The following is a 15,898-nucleotide window of genomic DNA, read 5'->3' as shown; positions in this document are numbered from 1 at the left end:
TTGGATATGTTTTTTAGATCCTGAGACATAGCCTAATTTCAAGACATCTTGTATCATTCAAAGTTACAGGAGAATAAATCAAATGAAAATTTTTGTTTATGGCGGAGCAGGACAGATCTCCAGTTTGGTAATTTCTAAATTATTGGATTTGGGTCATGAAGTATACGCAGGAACTAGAACACCCGAAACAGGTAAAAAACTTCCGGGATTAATATGGGTATTCGCAGATGCTACCCAACCTACAAAAGGAATTGAAATTTTGGAAAAAGTGGAGAGGGCCTTCTTCATTTCCCCTCCAGGGTATACGGATCAATATTCAGTATTAAACCCTTGGTTCGAAAAAGCCAAAACTTCTTCTTTGAAAAAAGTAGTTCTAATGAGCGCAATGGGAGTGGACTTTGCTCCTCCTGAGGCTCCATTCAGAAAATTAGAGATCAGTTTGGAAAACTCTGGAGTTCCTTATACGATCCTAAGACCGAATTGGTTCATGCAAAACTTCCAAACGTATTGGCTTTCCGGAATACTAAAAGATAAGAAGATATCCTTCCCTGCAGGAAATGCAAAGACCAGCTTTATTCATACGGATGATATATCTTCTTCCGTGGTTTCCGCTCTTTTGAACGATCAATTCAATGGAAGAGGGATCACATTAACCGGAAAAGAAGCGCTCACTCATGAAGAAGTCGCTGAAAAAATTTCCAAACATACCGGTTTAAAAGTGAGTTACGCAGATATCAGCCCTGAGACGTTTAAGGCAGGTCTTTTACAAGCCGGTGTGCCGGAAGACTATGCAAGTTTTATGGTATTCATTGCTGGTGCATTGAAAGAAGGCCATTCTTCTCCCATACTAAATACCGTTCGGGAAATTACTGGAAAAGACCCTATCTCTTTTGATGAGTACGCTGAGCAAAACAAAAAGGTCTGGTTGAATTAGAACCAACTCTCTTGTTCGACCTTGATCCGATCTTCGGATCGATTAAGGTCGAGCGATTGTTATAGAACCTGAAATCACCTAATTATAAAAAGTCGAAATGAGAAAATAGTACGAAAGTTTTAGTGCATATAGCAATTTAGAGTAAATTCTGAAACATATTTGAAATGATTTTCTTTTGTCGATCAAACGCTCGATAAAAATCTAAAATAAAGGACTCATCTATTGCTATTTATCATGTATTCAGTAATCCTCTTGACAATTAGGCATTTATGCAAAATCTAACAAGTCCGATATGGAAGCCTCCATTCTTTTCTCCCATCATGCAAGCGGAGTTTTCTCCTTATTCCTTTTAACCGTCGTTTTAAGCGGGTTCTTGATATTCAAAAAAAGCAGAACACTTCCCACATATTATTTACTTATAATGTATCTGGGATATGGAACCATGTTTTTCGGTTACTTTCTTTCCTATTCTATCTTCAATCCGTTAGGAGCATATCATAGATACCTTACCGTTTTTGTGATATTCGCGATCGTAGGATTTATAGGATTCTGTTATCATTTTCCCAGAAATATTTATCCGAAAGAATCCAAGGTAGTTATTCCATTAACCTTAGTAATCGCTTTAGTCGCTTGGATCCACTTCATTATAAACACTGCAGGAAAGGAGAAGATATATCTATTCTCCGCACATCATTACAGTTTCGATTTCGGAAAAGAAGCGAGTTTTGCGATCCTACTCTGTTTTGTACTCAGCACAGTTATTCTGATCAGAAAGACGATCTACTTCTCCCGTTATACAGGAATATTCCAAAAATGGAATACTTCTGCCGCTTCTCTGGCTCTACCGGTCCGTATTCTTGTTAAAGCTCTTCTTTTTTTACCTCTGAACATAATGAGGATCGTTCTCCCGTCCAGAAAAGAAGGGATCGCGCTCCGAGCATTTTTGGTCACTGTACTTATAAATATACTAAATGCGTACAATAACGTATTGAATAAGTCAGGAGTCTTATCCTACGACACTTACGCGATCGTATATTTTATCCTATCAGTAAGTACGATGTTTCTTATACAAAGTGCCTACCTGAACCATTCTCCAGAACCTACAAGTTTTATGGGAAAAATACTATCCAGTGCTGTGGTTACGGTTGTGTTAGCATTGGGTGCGATCAGTTATATTACGTTATTCTCGATGGATAAGTCTATCGAAAAAGAAAATCTAGTAGAGATGAACTCGGTCAAAACGGAGATCAGAAATGGAGATACTAATTTCCCTCCGAATGTAAGATACATTCTATCTCGCCCGGTCGGCCCAGGCATATTCGATCATAAATATGAGATCCTTTTTTCCAAAGACGGTTTAAACCAAACGATCTTGAAAGAAGGAGAAAAATATTATAAAAACCAACAGCTCAAAGAAGCGATCGAGAAGAACAAAAAGCTACATAAAGGAAAATCCGAACCCGAATTAGAGACAATTACACTGAAGGAAATGAAAGAAACAAACCTTCCTTTAAGTTCCAGACTATTCAGGGTCGCAGGAGATTTTTATATCCATTATGATTTTGTGATAGGTCAGACAAGATACGAAGTCGGATTTGCATATGTAGAATTCAGACAGGTGATCCATGATGTTGCCCGCTGGTTGATCCTGATCATTTTCGGGACTACGTTCTTCATATTGATCGCATTCCCTATCCTACTTAGGGTCAGCTTAATCCATCCTCTCAATAATCTATTATCCGGTGTGGAGAAGGTAAACCACGGAGATCTGAATGTCAACGTTCCTGTCAAAACTATGGACGAGATCGGTTTCTTATCCTTATCATTCAACTCTATGGTGGATTCCATACGAGGCGCCAGAGAACAATTGCAAGAACATGCGGACCATCTGGAAGAAAAGGTAGAAGAACGTACCAAAGAAGTCCAAGAAAAAATGGAAGAAGTCCAAAGACTGAAAATCCAACAGGACGGAGACTACTTCTTAACTTCCCTACTTGCTAAACCTCTATTCTATAACGCAAATAAGTCTTCTAAAGTAAATACCAGCTTTCTTATCAGACAAAAGAAATATTTCGAATTTCGCAATAAACAAGGAGAACTCGGAGGAGATATCTGCTTAACCGGAAATTTACGATTAGGAACTCCTGATAATTATAAAAAATTCACCATGGCGATGAATGGAGACGCTATGGGAAAATCGATGCAAGGAGCTGGAGGTTCCTTGGTCATGGGAGTCGTAATGAACTCTATCATGGCAAGATCCGCCGCAAACAAAAGAGTCCTAGCAAAAACACCGGAAGAATGGCTGACTGAAACCTATATGGAAATTCATTCGGTATTCAAAAGTTTCGATGGAACTATGGTAATCTCCGCAACTGTAGCATTAATAGACGATGAAACAGGAGAAATGTTCTATTGGAACGCAGAACATCCGTTCTCAGTTTTATACAGGGACGGAAAAGCCTCGTTTATTGAAGATACATTAGAACTTCGTAAATTAGGATTAGATTCCGAATTCGAATTTAAGGTGAAAAAATTCCAACTTCATCCAGGAGACTTGATCATACTTGCCTCCGACGGAAGAGACGATCTTCTATTATCTGTACATAACGAAAAAAGGATCATCAACGAAGACGAAAATGTATTCTTAGATGTTGTAGAAAGATCTCATGGAGATATTAAATCGATCGAAAAAAATATCCGAAATATAGGAGAAGTCATAGACGACCTATCTATCCTAAGGATCGGCTTCCAAGAAGTAAACGCACCTGCAATAGATCAAAGAGAAGATCGAAATGACTTTGCAGATAAGGTAGTTTTACAAAGCCTTTATAAAGAAGGAAAAGAATTATATCGAAATGGAGAAGCTCAAAAAGCGATCTCTATTCTTCTAGATGCATATGCAACGGATAATAATAATCAAAAATTAAACAAACTACTCGGGTTGATCAGCTTTAAAGAAAAGGATTATCCTTTAGCGGTAAAGGTCTTAAGCAAATATCTAACCCAGGATCCCGACACGGCAGAACTTTGGTATTACCTATCTATTGCGGAAAAACGTATTGGAAACTTGGCACAATCCTTAGAAGCAGCAATGATGGTGAACCAAATGCAACCTATGAATGTGCAAAACCTGGTTCATCTTTCGGATCTAAATCGACTTTTAGGAAATAGAGAAGAGGCAATCGGCTTCACAAAGTCCGCAGAAGAAATAGATCCGGATAATAAGAATATTCGAAAACTCAAAAAATTATTAGAGATCGAATCTTAAACTTTATTTCTTTCAATTCCAAGGCTCTCTAAAAACGCCCAAAGGGATCGAAATAAAAGTCCAAACACTTAGGGTAAATAAGAAGGAATCGAATCGATCCAGAAAACCTCCATGCCCCGGAAGTATGGAGGAAAAGTCTTTGATCGAAACTTTTCTTTTGATCCAGCTTGCAGCCAAATCTCCTGCTAAGGCTAAAAATCCGAAAATAGGAAGAATCCAAATACATTTCCAAGAAAAATTCCCCCAGAAGGAAAACACAAATCCGGAAAATAAAAATAGATACGTTAGCCCTCCCATAAATCCTTCCCAGGTTTTATTCGGACTGATCTTAGGAGAAATTTTCGTATTTCCGAAACTTTGTCCTACGATCTGACTAAAGGCGTCAAATCCGGCGATCCCCAAATACAACCATAGGCACAATTTAGGAGAAAGGATCGAAAAGGAAAGGAAAGCTCCGATTCCTAATATCAGGTACATTCCTAAAACGGAAAAAAATTGAACAGATCGTCCAATAGAAAGATTACGAATCAGTTCAATACCACCGAATAACAAAAGAACCGAAATATATCCGAGCCATAAATATCCTCCGCATACTGCAAATAAGGAGGACAAGGATACAATTAAAGCGTAGGACCAGTATTTTCGAAATCTTAAAGTCCTTTCTTCTTTAGAACGACCTTTGGAGGAGTGAAAAAACCAAATCCCTCCCACCAAAAAACCGAAAATTACGAAACCAAGTACAGGTAAGGATTCTTTATCTAGGTCCATGTATCCCCAAAGATCCAGGAAGGACTTTTACGAAAAAAGAAATTACGTTTTTATAAATTTCGCCGTCTACCATAAGTATCTCTGGAGATTCGAAACTTATTACGACTGAATTCACTTGAAAAGGAGCTTTCGGTTCGTAAAAATATTTTCGAGAAAGAACGGAAAGATTATGTAAGGTCTGCCCTAAAATTCCGGAGTTTAATTCCAAAACTTCCAATTTTCCGTCGTTTGGTTTTGCATTAGGAAACGCCAAAAAATTCGCAACATGTCTGGTATTATTCAGAATACATCCAGTCAGAGGAATTCTGTTCTTTGTACCCCCGTTATAGGAAACTTCATACATTTTTCTTTTTTGAAAAAATACTCCGATACCCGCCGCTACAGGATAACAATATTTTTTTAACTTTTTGAATCTGGAGTTTGCAATTTCAGTAACCGCAGCAGGAAAACCAAATGCAATGGTACTTGCGGAATAACATGAAAAAGTTTCTTCCTCAGTCACAACCTCTATTTGTAGGAGATCCAATATTGTCTCCTTTGTTGGGTTCAAGTTCTCTTCTTTTCGGTTCCATTTTTCCCAACCAAAATCTCTCGCTAAAGAATTCCCTGTTCCAGCCGGGATCAAGCGGATCTTAGGAAAGGGAGGCTTTAAAGAAGAGAGCACCTCATGTAAAGTTCCGTCTCCTCCTACTACGATGATCTCCGAATTGTTTCTTTCTTTTTGAGCCAAATTTTTGGCATGCCCCGGAAATTGAGTCACCAAAAGACGTATTCCTTCGTTCTCCAATCTGGAGCGGACTAATGAATCAATTCCAGATTTTTCTTTGCGAAGTCTTCCATTTACGATCGCAACCGATTTTCCCATTTATATTTTCCTCTTTTCTTTTTGTATCCAATATATTCCACGCACATTAGAACGGAGTTCCTCCAATACTCTTAAGATCAGAATTTCTTCCGCGTAGGCAAAACAACTCACAAAGAAAGAAACATATACGATAGGAGAGAAGGCGCCGAACCAAAATAGGGTCATAAATAATATCCCTATACAATAAGCCGCAACTCTGCTCGCATACGTGTGAAAACTAGAAATGGTCCTAAACTTCCATAAGGAATAAACCATCTCTCCGAAATATAGGATTAGAACTATTCCGATCCAAATCCTGTACTCATAAAAAAAATCAGGTTCGAATATCAGTATACCCGCGATACCGACGAAAAAAAGAAGAAGGTCCGCCCAAGAGTCCAACTTTGCCCCTAGTTCAGATTGCAAACGGAAAATCCTAGCAATCAATCCGTCAGCGATATCACTCAATAATGCCGCAAAAAATAGCCAAGAAAACAAAGATCTATCATTTTTATAGATGAGATAAACAAGGAAAGGAAGAGTTAAAAAACGTAAAATCGTAATACAGTTTGGAATGTATTTACTATAAGAATTCATGAAAACTCCGAAGAAGATAATAAAGAGGCATCGTTCTCTTTTGTTGTCGCGTAGTGCATATATTTTTTAGAAAAACAAAGTCCGATAAAACATTCAAAAATTGAAATATTCTTTTCTCTTTTTCGAAGCCCAAGAGCAAGACTTAGCCAGGAAAGATTCGGATTTTCATGATGGATCTCGTGGTTCCCTATCCCGAATCCTAGCGGAAAATAAAACGTATTACTTTCTCTTTCCTTGGAATATCCTGTATGTTCGCACCAATGGCGAAAACATCCCCAAAAATTTGCAAAGAAGAATGTTCCGAAAATAAACCATAGATCGGGTCGAAACCAATAAAATAGAACCCCGGAAACGATGAAGGAAAGAAGTAAAAAGAAAAAAGTCTCCTTGGAAAAGGTAGTCTTATTATCTTTACCGACTACTACAGAAGAAGATTTCCAGAACAAAGAAAAAATACTAGAAACCAACGGTAGGAATTCCAACAAAACGTAAAGAATACGGTTCTTTCTAAATAATTCCAATTTCCACCTTGGCCATAATGGATCGTCAGGAAGGTTTGTCTTTGCATGATGTTTAAGGTGAGAAAGCCTAAAAGGTTCTCCATAAAAAGGAAGAAAAACGAAAGCGCTTGCAAGATTCAAGATCCATCGATCGAATTTAGAGCGAGTGAGATTTCTGTGAGTTCCTTCATGAACTAGAAGTATCATCCAAGAATGTAAGAACAAACCGCTAACGGGCAGTATCCAAATCCCTCCGGATATGAATATTTCGTGAAAGTAGAGCAGAAAAACATACAGACAGAAAGCCAAAACCCCGCTGAATATCGGAATCCACCACGGAAACTTTCTGAATCTGCTTTCTATTACTTCTTCGTAATTCATAAACTTTAGATCCAAATCGGTCTATTTTTCGAAAACGAAATTTCAGAAAACGTAATATCCATTACTCTCCCCTAACAATAATACATTCCTTTATAAAAATCCCTAATAGATTAAAGTGAGAATATTCGATAGCACCGATCATTTTTATATCTGCAGATTGAGCAGCGTCTCTTACACTTCCACCTTTAATAAAAACATATGTATCCAGATAAGCTACAGAAGAAGAACAAGAACGACCTTCTTTAATTAATCTCGCCTGCCCTATAACATTGGCATTCTGTTCAGGGCGAGAAGGATAGAATATATTGGATTCTCCTCTAGAAGTATGCTTGGCGCTTATTATCAACGCACTATAAGGAACCCGATATTCCGGAAAACAGGAGCATAATAGGAGAAGGATCGAAAAAAACATAGTAAACTTCATATATCATTCTCCGTAAACATAGGTACAATATCTTCCATAGAAAATAAAGAAATCCGTCACACTATGATCTATATATGATATTTTCGTAATTAATTCCCTCCAAGCTATGGAACCGGCCGCCGCATCTCCCCATGAGTAGATCCTAAAAATATGATGGACACATCCTTTTCCGAATCGTAAGGGTCGAACAGAATTCTGAGGATTAAAATCTCCGTCGAAGGACACACTATTATAGAGAAGTCCAGGGATGGGGCGATAGGAATCTCCCAAACTCATACAATCCAAGCCAAGGAGATAGATCGATAGGATTACAAATAAAACTTTAAAAGATAATTGTTTTCTATTTTTATAAAAAGATCTACGAATCATATCTAATCCCCCGTTAAGATCAAACAATGACGTCTGAAAAAGATAAAAAGAAAGGAAGAGACTTCGATTTCTACGGAATGTATCCGATCAATTTCACCTACACGTTTTGCTTCCGTTATACTAGCATCCCCGGCAGAAACTAAGAATAGAAAATTATAAGCGCATACTTTGGCGCTTTTTCTGCCTTCCACATTTCCAATCTTACCAGGGATCTTTTCCTGACGATAAATGATTCCCTTACAAGCTTCGAGCGTAAACACCAGAAGAATAGAAAATATAATTCGATTCAAACTGATTTACCTTTCGGAATATTTAGCGATGTTTTCGAAATTAAACAAGAAGCCCATTTGGATCTGAACAGATTCCAAACTTGTATTTCCGATAATATCCGACTTAAGCCATTTTTTCTGACCGGAGACTTCCAATTGTAACCCGAACTCAGGAGTTAGAAAAAAATTCACACCGGCACCTGCCCTCACTCCATAACCCGTACCAGTTGAAGTGGCCGGTTCGAAGGCAGTGCTTGGATGAATATTTCTAGAGCTAGTGGTATATTGTACGATCCCTGCTTCTAAGTTGACGAAAGGATCTATACGAGATCGAGAAAGAGGGTGAAAAGAGACTGCTAAAGAATACATTTTATCATTATAAAATCTTTTAGTATAAGGAAGCGCCTCCACATAAGTAGGGTTCGGCTGGCTCGGAGATAGACGAGAAAGATCTATATATTCCCTATTATTGGTCACATCCATTGAAAAAGAACTAGCGGCAAATCCCAAACCAATCTTATCCGTTACTCCGTATTCAAAAAATAAACGATAAGATACGGGAGTAGAAAACTGAGAATTAGGAAGACCTAATAAAGGAGACGCATCCTGACCAAGTAGCTTAAGAGGAGTATGACCCGAGGCAGATTCCGCTTTCAGATTTTTTTGAACCTCTTTTTCCCTCGAGATCAGACTTCCTCCTGTCTGAAAAGAATTTCCGGTAGTTCCCGATAAAAGAAAAATCCCTTTATAAAATCCGTAAGGATGTTCCGACTGCCCTGGATTCGGCTCTGACCAGAGGAATACGGGAAGTAAAAATAAAAACAAACAAGAGAAAAAACGAAAACCTAGCATTTAAGCCTACCCAATCAATATAGCACTACAATCTATACATTCTCCCTCTGATTGAGCCAGAAAAAAGTTATATCCGATTCAGAATTTTCAATTTTTTTGAAGTTATTTACCTTCGTTAGGCGCTTCTTGAAGAGTTTTCAAGGGAAATATAAGCTACAACCTTGCTTTGGTTTAAAAATAGCCTTTGATTTAAAATTGGTAAATAAGGTGTAAAATTCGATAGACAGAGAATTATCATCCTGAATCCAAAGATCCGGAGAAAAAAATTGTTTTGTATAATCCTTACAATATTTTTCAGAACCTTTAGAAACGAATAAACAAGAACAACCTTCTTTTGCGGCAAAAGTAGAATATGTTCTGCCGAGTGAGTCGGGAAGAATTCTCCATTTCCATATGGAGAATATAAACAAAAACAATATCAGAAAGATAGCTCCGAGAATATATAATACTTTTATAAAATTCTTCATGGAGATATTCCGTGCTCATTCTCATTTAAAATAGGAAGCAAACGATTTAAAAATTCTCTCATAGGAAATCTTGCACCTCTATCATTTCCCAAACGAACTACCACCAATTTTTTCTCAGGATCCACGATCATATATTGCCCCCAATGACCTGAAGCAAAAAAGGATCCAGAAGAAAGCCCCGGATAATATAGATCTTTTGAGTCTGGAGAAAATTGATTCAGATATACATGTCCCCCCATACTTGGAATACGGAGTGCATCCAAATACCAAGGTCTTTTACTCTTAAGATCATAGATTCGAAATGTTTTAGAGATCCAATCCTTGGAAAAAATACCGAATGGATTTCCTGAAATTTCTTCAGAATACAAAAGTCCGATTTTTGCAAGATCTCTTGCGGATAAATAGGCATAAGAAGAAGCTACTGGAACTCCTTTACCGTCTCTTTCCCAAATATATGATTCAATCCCGATCCGCTTAAAATAGGACTCAGGAAAATTTTTTTCTACGGAACTCAAAACAGCAGATAACAGGTTAGAATCTCCGCTGGAATAGGAAATTTTTTCCCCAGGAACATGAGAAAATTTTAATTTAGAAATGTAGTCGGTTATATCTCGATTTCCTTCCCCATACAATATTTCCAGAATATCCGAATTAAAAGGTGCCCATTCATACCTTTCTTTCCAGTCGATTCCGGATGCGAAGAAGAGCAGATGTTTTACTTTTAGTTCTTCAGAATTTGATAGAGTAAATTTTGGGAGATAAAATTGGACCGGTTTTTCTAAATCCAATTTTCCTAGGGCCGCGGCTTGGCCGACTGCTCCGTTCAATAAAAATTTACTGATGGACCAGGTTGGATGCAATGTTTTCGGTCCGAATTCGGATGAGTAAACTTCTAATATCGTTTTTCCATTTTGGAGTACTAAAATCGCATTTGTACGGATCTTAGATTTGCTTGATTGGAATTGTACTTCTGTTGCCCATTTAGATAAGGATATGATCCCTGGCTTCTCGTCGAATTGAATAGTATAGGAAGAGTATGGAAAATTTTCCACTTTGGAGCATACACCAAAGAATAAAAGAAGAAGTAGCCAGACTTTTTTTAAATAGATTCCCATCGTGATCTCGGATAGAAATGGGAAAGATCCTGATTATAAAATATTCCAAAATATTCGGATTGAATATGAAATTTTAAATACAAAGTGTGGGAATTTTAGTTAAACTGAGTAGGAACTCCACGGGAATCGCATGTGGGAGTTCCTACAGTCGAAATTACATTAAATATCTTTTACCCAAATTATCTCTTTTTTCCGTGTCTGCGCCACTTGAGATCAAAAGTTCCGAAATTTCCGCCAATCCATCGTAACTATAAGAAATATGTAATGGAGTCACACCCTTCGGATCCGCAACATTGGGATCCGCTCCATGTTCCAAAAGGATCTGAACAGGTTTGATCTTACCATTTTCCACAGCTTTATGAATAGGAAAGATCCCGTTTCTATCCGGAAGGTTCGGATCCAAACCGGCATTCAACAATGTTTCCAAATAAAAAGGGTCTTGGATCTCGGAAGCACAAAAGCCTAAAAGGCCTTTAGTACATTCTTTCAATTCACCCTTATTGGGTATCAGATCCAAAATTTTTCTGAAACCTTGTTTATCTCCATCTTGGATCTTAGAAAATAATTCCCTTCCCCTCTGTATTGTCTTTCGATCCTTAATCCAATTTTTAATCCAATCTAGCATGTTTTTTCCCAATCTATATTTAGAAAATAGACTGATTGGATCCGGATTTTGATCTCACCTTTATGGAGAATCCAAAAAATCTTGGATCAAAGCCGAGGTCAATTCAGGATATCGATCCTTTCCTTGGGACATGATCGCTTCTCCTAAATAATCCCCATGTCCTCCAGGCAAAACTAAAAGCCTTGCTTTCGGTATCATTCGGACCATCTCAACTGCATGTTCCAGTTTTGGAACATCTCTATCTCCAAGCAGGATCAAAGTTGGAATTCCAACAGTTCTAATTTCTTTATCGCTAAGATCCTTGAAGTTGCGCATTCTAGCAGCATCTTTCTCATACATCGTATGCAATTTTTTAGGATCCGGATTTACTTTTAAAAAAGCGTCCTTTAGTGCTTGAGGCATATTTTCAAAAGTAGCATTCTTCATAAAATTCCAAAACATAGGATAAGCCCCTTCTCTCTTTGTAATGGAAGAAGCAAATACGAGTTTACGCACTAGTTTTGGATGTTTGATCGCCACATTCAAAGCGACACTCGCTCCATTACTAAAGCCGAAAATATCTACTTGTTCTACTTTTAGAAATTTCAGAAGAGCGACTACATCTTCCGCGGAGGTTTCGAAACTAACCGGCGCATTTCTATCGGTAGTTCTTCCATGCCCTTGTTCATCCAGCGCGATCACTTTACGATTTTGGGCGAGAATAGGAAGAATTCTACTATAAGTCACTTCTATCGTCGAGCCTCCGCCATTTAGCAGAACAAGTGGAATTCCATCTTTTTTGCCGTGGATCTCATAATACATTTGTATATCTCTGATAGGAGCGAGACCTTTTTCGATCGGCTCAGATGAAATTTTAATAGGTGTTTCCCGAAGCTGTAAAGGTGAGCCTCCCGAACAAGTAGCAACCGTAAATAGTATAAAAATAGAATATAGTAAATCTTTAATTTTCATGTTAGTTCTCCTTATTTGACTTTTTCAAGATAGTCCGTTAATCTGACCAGATGTGCCAAAGTTCCTTCTTTCCTGGAAGCAACACCTTCTCTTCCGATGGTTTGGTCTAAAAATGCAACTTGTTCCGTGAACGTTAGTTTTGTAGAAGAAGAATCTACTTTTTCGATCTCCACAGAAGCAATGGACACTGAGTGGATCTTTCCGCTTAAGATCATATCATACACAAAAACGATCCTTCGGTTTTCGATTAGATCGGAAAATCTTGCTTTGTATAAAGTTTCTTTTCCGTTTGGAAAACGACCATGTAGTACCTCTTCTCCGCCTATTCGGAAATCCAGCTTTCTCTGTACGACTGACCAATCTCCAGGACCGATAAACCAATTCGCTTTTGCTTCTAGATTACTCCATGCGGAATATACGGATTCAGGATCGGATTTATACACTCTTTCTATGCTAAAAATTTCGTGAGCAACCTTTAGGTTTTCCATAATCACTTCTTTCCTTTCTCCGTTTTTTCCAAAAATTCTCCCAATCGATCTAAATTCCTTTCCCAGAATTTTCTGCGCTGGTGGACCCAGCTTTCGATCAGTTCCAATGAATTCGTTTCAACCCTACAAGAGCGCACTCGGCCTATTTTCTGGGTTTTGATCAAACCGCTTTCTTCCAAAATTTGTACATGTTGAACGACTGCAGCCATACTCATGTCCAATGGACTTGCAAGTTCGCTTACGGAAGCCGATTTTTTACTAAGCCTTTCTACGATATCCCTACGAGTAGGATCCGACAAAGCATAGAAGATCCTGTCTAAGGATGAATTGTTAAGCATTTACTTAAGTATCAAAGTAAACGAAAAATAGTCAAGCGTTTACTTAAGTATTTTTCAGGCTAATGAGGACATTCTCGATGGGAGAAGTGGGTTATATTGGGGAAAATTATTTTCCGGCACCGTACAAAGAATCGGCCAAACCTTTATAACATGCCGAACCTAAATGAACGGAATCAGCCCATGAATCACAATTTCTTCCGAAAGGCCTGGCATCGAAAACGACTAGGTCTCCGAAATCTTTCATTCTTTTCTTAAAATCAAAAATGAATTTCTCTTCGACTCCCTGAGGTTTATAGACGTATTTTTCATGTACTGGATGAATTGCAGGGATCCAAAGAACATATTTGATACCTAACTCTTCCATTTTGCGAACTCGTTGGAGCAAGATATTATAAAAACCGTCCCATACTCGAAAGTTTTTATAATAACCGAAATGATCCTGAGCTTGCCCGGTCTTGGTATATTCTTCTTCAAAAAATTCTTCGGCTCTTTTCCCTTTTAAGTCCGGTTCTTCTCTTGAAAATAATGCGAATTCCAAAACTCCTTGGATTGCATTAGGATCGATCCCTAAACCATTTTGACGTTTAGAATATGTGGCTAAATTATAAAAACTCACTCCATATTGTAGAGAGTTAAAAAACTTGCCCGTACGAAATTTAGAACGTAAGGCTATAGGTAAATCATCCTGAGAGAAAGTATCTAAGAAAGATTTTTCATATATATTCGAATCCCATCTGAAAATCTGAAGGGACTCATTTGCAAGAAAGGGAGAAATTTCCACTGCAATAAAATCAGGGCGACGTTTTGCTTCGAGGATCTCGTCGAGAATTGCCATCTCCGCAAAAAAATCGACGGCGGTTAGTGCAAACCCGTTCTGGATGCCAAACTTAACTCCGGCTTCTGGCTCCCAATTGTTTTCTTTATTCGATAAGGTGGAAAAGTAAAAGGATTGTGAAGAGCCTAAAAAAACCGCTGTCTTTTTATCCGTTTGCTCCAATTCACCGAGTTTCAATCGGATCAAATCTAAAGAATTCTCCTGCATAGTTTTTTGTTTTCTAACAAACCGTATGACAGGATCGGATGTGATAAATCGATCGAGTAAAAGAAGAGTAAGGAAAAAAGCAGGAATGGAAAGAATAAAGAAAATTTTACGCATTCTATCTATCCTTAAAATTGGAAATATATGAAAGTCATAACATTATTGACTGTCGAAGGAAACAAGGCAAATAACGCGATACCAAAAGCTGGCAATAACCAAAACTTTTGTGTTAAAAAATTCAATTTGCGATAATTACGTTCGAGTATATGAAGCGCTATCGCTCCAAATATCAACCAACCTGCAAGGCTATTATTGGATAAATTAGAACCTACATTTCGAGTAAATCCTTCGAAAAATACAATCGCATCCCTTAAGCTGGAACTACGAAAGAATATCCAAGTGATACAAACGAAATGAAATATGATCAAACTTCTGATTCCGAGCTGCCAAAATTTGGAATACTTCTGAAAAGTCCTGACAAAAGGCCTTTCTATCGCCAAAAATAAACCGTGCAAACCTCCCCATATCAAAAAATTGTAATTTGCTCCATGCCAAAGCCCGCCCAGTAACATCGTTAAAAGCAGGTTGATATACGTATTAATTTTACCTGATCTATTTCCGCCCAAGGGAATATACAAATAATCCCTTAACCAACGGGAAAGAGTAATATGCCATCTTTGCCAAAACTCTTGTAAGGTAGTTGCGAAATATGGAGTATCAAAATTCCTCGGAATATTAAAACCAAGAAGAATGGCTAGTCCACGGGCAATATCAGAATAACCGGAAAAATCTGAATAAATCTGAACAGCAAAACCATATGCGCTTAATAGGATTGCGGCTTGATTGTATTTTTCAGGAGATTGAAAAACAGGATCTATTAATGTTCCTAATTGATCTCCGATAACCACTTTCTTCAATAAACCGAAAAAGATAAGAACACTTCCCGTTCTCAACAAATCTGCATGAGGCAACTTATTACGATCGATTTGCCTCTTAAGTTCAGCCCATCGTATAATAGGACCTGCAATCAGCTGAGGGAAAAAAAGTATAAAAAAGAAAAAGTCTTCGGGACTTACTTTCTCTTTGAGCTCGCCTCTGTAACAATCTATGTGAAAAGCTATGATCTGAAAAGTATAGAAACTAATCGCAAGAGGAAGTACAAAATCCTTCAAAGGATATGCAACTTGGATTGAAAATCCTAAATCATTCAAAATGGTTTCGAAAAAGATTAAGTATTTAAAAATCGCGAGATTGAACAGATTTACAATAACAAGGAAGGAAACTTTTGCCTTGGTATACGAACCGTGAGCAAAATAATAAAACAAATAATTAAAAGCTAATATTCCTAAAAAATGAAATAAGAATCCGATACTCCAAAAACCGTAAAAGAATATGGAAGCGGAAATCAACCAAACCTTTCGATATACGTTAGGCAACGTCCAGTAAACTATAAAAACAACTAGTAGGAATAGGAAAAAATCCAATGAATTGAAGAGCAAAAAATTTTCCGCCTAAAAAGAAATCAAGGCCGGCGATTGTTTATAATAACTTAAGCCGTATTCAACCTTTTTCAAAATACATGTCATTATGCAATAAAAAAGCCAGAGTGTTGCTACTCTGGCTTTTCATAAACTTCAACATTGATATAACTGCGAATATCTCACAC

At 37.7% G+C, this 15,898-nt stretch carries 18 protein-coding genes; 2 read left to right on the top strand and 16 right to left on the bottom strand.

From position 1 onward, the window contains the following. Positions 1 to 82: 82 nt before the first annotated feature. Both EHO58_RS12625 and EHO58_RS12620 read left to right on the top strand, forming a co-directional pair. Positions 83 to 934, top strand: a complete 852-nt coding sequence (locus EHO58_RS12625) for an NmrA family NAD(P)-binding protein (protein ID WP_135680180.1) — start codon at positions 83 to 85, stop codon at positions 932 to 934. A gap of 292 nt (positions 935 to 1,226) precedes the next feature. Beyond that, a complete protein-coding gene (locus tag EHO58_RS12620; protein WP_135680179.1) occupies positions 1,227 to 4,205 on the top strand; it encodes a SpoIIE family protein phosphatase in 2,979 nt (992 codons plus the stop codon). A gap of 12 nt (positions 4,206 to 4,217) precedes the next feature. Here the strand turns inward: EHO58_RS12620 and EHO58_RS12615 are convergent, their stop codons facing one another. From EHO58_RS12615 to EHO58_RS12540, 16 genes are all read right to left on the bottom strand, one after another. Next, complete coding sequence (locus EHO58_RS12615; protein ID WP_135680178.1) at positions 4,218 to 4,973, bottom strand: phosphatidate cytidylyltransferase; 756 nt, start codon at positions 4,971 to 4,973, stop codon at positions 4,218 to 4,220. After that, entirely contained in the window at positions 4,960 to 5,838 is an 879-nt protein-coding gene (locus tag EHO58_RS12610; RefSeq protein ID WP_135680177.1) for a diacylglycerol/lipid kinase family protein, read from the bottom strand. The genes EHO58_RS12615 and EHO58_RS12610 overlap by 14 nt, the downstream gene beginning before the upstream one ends. Next, positions 5,839 to 6,414 carry a CDP-alcohol phosphatidyltransferase family protein gene (locus EHO58_RS12605; protein WP_135680176.1) on the bottom strand — a complete coding sequence of 192 codons (576 nt, stop codon included), beginning with the start codon at positions 6,412 to 6,414 and terminating at the stop codon, positions 5,839 to 5,841. It lies immediately after the preceding gene. After that, a complete protein-coding gene (locus EHO58_RS12600) occupies positions 6,411 to 7,295 on the bottom strand; it encodes a fatty acid desaturase family protein (protein ID WP_135680175.1) in 885 nt (294 codons plus the stop codon). The genes EHO58_RS12605 and EHO58_RS12600 overlap by 4 nt, the downstream gene beginning before the upstream one ends. Before the next feature lie 61 nt (positions 7,296 to 7,356). After that, positions 7,357 to 7,719 carry a TRL domain-containing protein gene (locus EHO58_RS12595; protein WP_135680174.1) on the bottom strand — a complete coding sequence of 121 codons (363 nt, stop codon included), beginning with the start codon at positions 7,717 to 7,719 and terminating at the stop codon, positions 7,357 to 7,359. A 3-nt stretch (positions 7,720 to 7,722) separates the two neighbouring features. Then, positions 7,723 to 8,088 (bottom strand): TRL-like family protein, encoded by a 366-nt coding sequence (locus EHO58_RS12590; protein ID WP_244241166.1) that lies wholly within the window; start codon positions 8,086 to 8,088, stop codon positions 7,723 to 7,725. A 2-nt stretch (positions 8,089 to 8,090) separates the two neighbouring features. Beyond that, positions 8,091 to 8,378: a TRL-like family protein gene (locus EHO58_RS12585; protein WP_244241165.1), complete on the bottom strand. Its 288-nt coding sequence runs from the start codon at positions 8,376 to 8,378 to the stop codon at positions 8,091 to 8,093. Positions 8,379 to 8,384: 6 nt separating this feature from the next. Next, complete coding sequence (locus tag EHO58_RS12580; RefSeq protein ID WP_135680173.1) at positions 8,385 to 9,209, bottom strand: hypothetical protein; 825 nt, start codon at positions 9,207 to 9,209, stop codon at positions 8,385 to 8,387. A gap of 137 nt (positions 9,210 to 9,346) precedes the next feature. After that, entirely contained in the window at positions 9,347 to 9,676 is a 330-nt protein-coding gene (locus EHO58_RS12575) for a hypothetical protein (RefSeq protein ID WP_135680172.1), read from the bottom strand. Next, positions 9,673 to 10,791 carry a serine hydrolase domain-containing protein gene (locus EHO58_RS12570; RefSeq protein ID WP_135680171.1) on the bottom strand — a complete coding sequence of 373 codons (1,119 nt, stop codon included), beginning with the start codon at positions 10,789 to 10,791 and terminating at the stop codon, positions 9,673 to 9,675. The genes EHO58_RS12575 and EHO58_RS12570 overlap by 4 nt, the downstream gene beginning before the upstream one ends. Before the next feature lie 154 nt (positions 10,792 to 10,945). Then, the gene (locus EHO58_RS12565; RefSeq protein WP_135629064.1) at positions 10,946 to 11,416 is read right to left on the bottom strand and encodes an ankyrin repeat domain-containing protein; all 471 of its coding nucleotides are present in this window, start codon (positions 11,414 to 11,416) and stop codon (positions 10,946 to 10,948) included. Positions 11,417 to 11,476: 60 nt separating this feature from the next. Then, positions 11,477 to 12,367 carry an alpha/beta fold hydrolase gene (locus tag EHO58_RS12560; RefSeq protein WP_135680170.1) on the bottom strand — a complete coding sequence of 297 codons (891 nt, stop codon included), beginning with the start codon at positions 12,365 to 12,367 and terminating at the stop codon, positions 11,477 to 11,479. An 11-nt stretch (positions 12,368 to 12,378) separates the two neighbouring features. Next, the gene (locus tag EHO58_RS12555; protein WP_135680169.1) at positions 12,379 to 12,855 is read right to left on the bottom strand and encodes an SRPBCC domain-containing protein; all 477 of its coding nucleotides are present in this window, start codon (positions 12,853 to 12,855) and stop codon (positions 12,379 to 12,381) included. A gap of 2 nt (positions 12,856 to 12,857) precedes the next feature. Beyond that, positions 12,858 to 13,193: an ArsR/SmtB family transcription factor gene (locus EHO58_RS12550; RefSeq protein WP_135680168.1), complete on the bottom strand. Its 336-nt coding sequence runs from the start codon at positions 13,191 to 13,193 to the stop codon at positions 12,858 to 12,860. A gap of 106 nt (positions 13,194 to 13,299) precedes the next feature. Continuing rightward, on the bottom strand, positions 13,300 to 14,349 hold the full coding sequence (locus EHO58_RS12545; RefSeq protein ID WP_135680167.1) for a DUF1574 family protein: 1,050 nt from the start codon (positions 14,347 to 14,349) through the stop codon (positions 13,300 to 13,302). An 11-nt stretch (positions 14,350 to 14,360) separates the two neighbouring features. Beyond that, positions 14,361 to 15,731, bottom strand: coding sequence for an MBOAT family O-acyltransferase (locus EHO58_RS12540; protein ID WP_135680166.1), 1,371 nt, complete (start codon positions 15,729 to 15,731; stop codon positions 14,361 to 14,363). Positions 15,732 to 15,898 lie beyond the last annotated feature (167 nt).

Origin of the sequence: Leptospira selangorensis, assembly GCF_004769405.1 — a bacterium.
Taxonomy (GTDB): domain Bacteria; phylum Spirochaetota; class Leptospiria; order Leptospirales; family Leptospiraceae; genus Leptospira_B; species Leptospira_B selangorensis.
Note: the sequence above shows the minus strand (reverse complement) of the source record. Positions and strands in the feature narration are given on the sequence as shown.

Coding starts and splice junctions, on each gene's coding strand:
- EHO58_RS12625 (WP_135680180.1), top strand. CDS start 83: ATGAAAATTTTTGTTTATGGCGGAGCAGGACAGATCTCCAGTTTGGTA.
- EHO58_RS12620 (WP_135680179.1), top strand. CDS start 1,227: ATGGAAGCCTCCATTCTTTTCTCCCATCATGCAAGCGGAGTTTTCTCC.
- EHO58_RS12615 (WP_135680178.1), bottom strand. CDS start 4,973: ATGGACCTAGATAAAGAATCCTTACCTGTACTTGGTTTCGTAATTTTC.
- EHO58_RS12610 (WP_135680177.1), bottom strand. CDS start 5,838: ATGGGAAAATCGGTTGCGATCGTAAATGGAAGACTTCGCAAAGAAAAA.
- EHO58_RS12605 (WP_135680176.1), bottom strand. CDS start 6,414: ATGAATTCTTATAGTAAATACATTCCAAACTGTATTACGATTTTACGT.
- EHO58_RS12600 (WP_135680175.1), bottom strand. CDS start 7,295: ATGAATTACGAAGAAGTAATAGAAAGCAGATTCAGAAAGTTTCCGTGG.
- EHO58_RS12595 (WP_135680174.1), bottom strand. CDS start 7,719: ATGAAGTTTACTATGTTTTTTTCGATCCTTCTCCTATTATGCTCCTGT.
- EHO58_RS12590 (WP_244241166.1), bottom strand. CDS start 8,088: ATGATTCGTAGATCTTTTTATAAAAATAGAAAACAATTATCTTTTAAA.
- EHO58_RS12580 (WP_135680173.1), bottom strand. CDS start 9,209: ATGCTAGGTTTTCGTTTTTTCTCTTGTTTGTTTTTATTTTTACTTCCC.
- EHO58_RS12575 (WP_135680172.1), bottom strand. CDS start 9,676: ATGAAGAATTTTATAAAAGTATTATATATTCTCGGAGCTATCTTTCTG.
- EHO58_RS12570 (WP_135680171.1), bottom strand. CDS start 10,791: ATGGGAATCTATTTAAAAAAAGTCTGGCTACTTCTTCTTTTATTCTTT.
- EHO58_RS12565 (WP_135629064.1), bottom strand. CDS start 11,416: ATGCTAGATTGGATTAAAAATTGGATTAAGGATCGAAAGACAATACAG.
- EHO58_RS12560 (WP_135680170.1), bottom strand. CDS start 12,367: ATGAAAATTAAAGATTTACTATATTCTATTTTTATACTATTTACGGTT.
- EHO58_RS12555 (WP_135680169.1), bottom strand. CDS start 12,855: ATGGAAAACCTAAAGGTTGCTCACGAAATTTTTAGCATAGAAAGAGTG.
- EHO58_RS12550 (WP_135680168.1), bottom strand. CDS start 13,193: ATGCTTAACAATTCATCCTTAGACAGGATCTTCTATGCTTTGTCGGAT.
- EHO58_RS12545 (WP_135680167.1), bottom strand. CDS start 14,349: ATGCGTAAAATTTTCTTTATTCTTTCCATTCCTGCTTTTTTCCTTACT.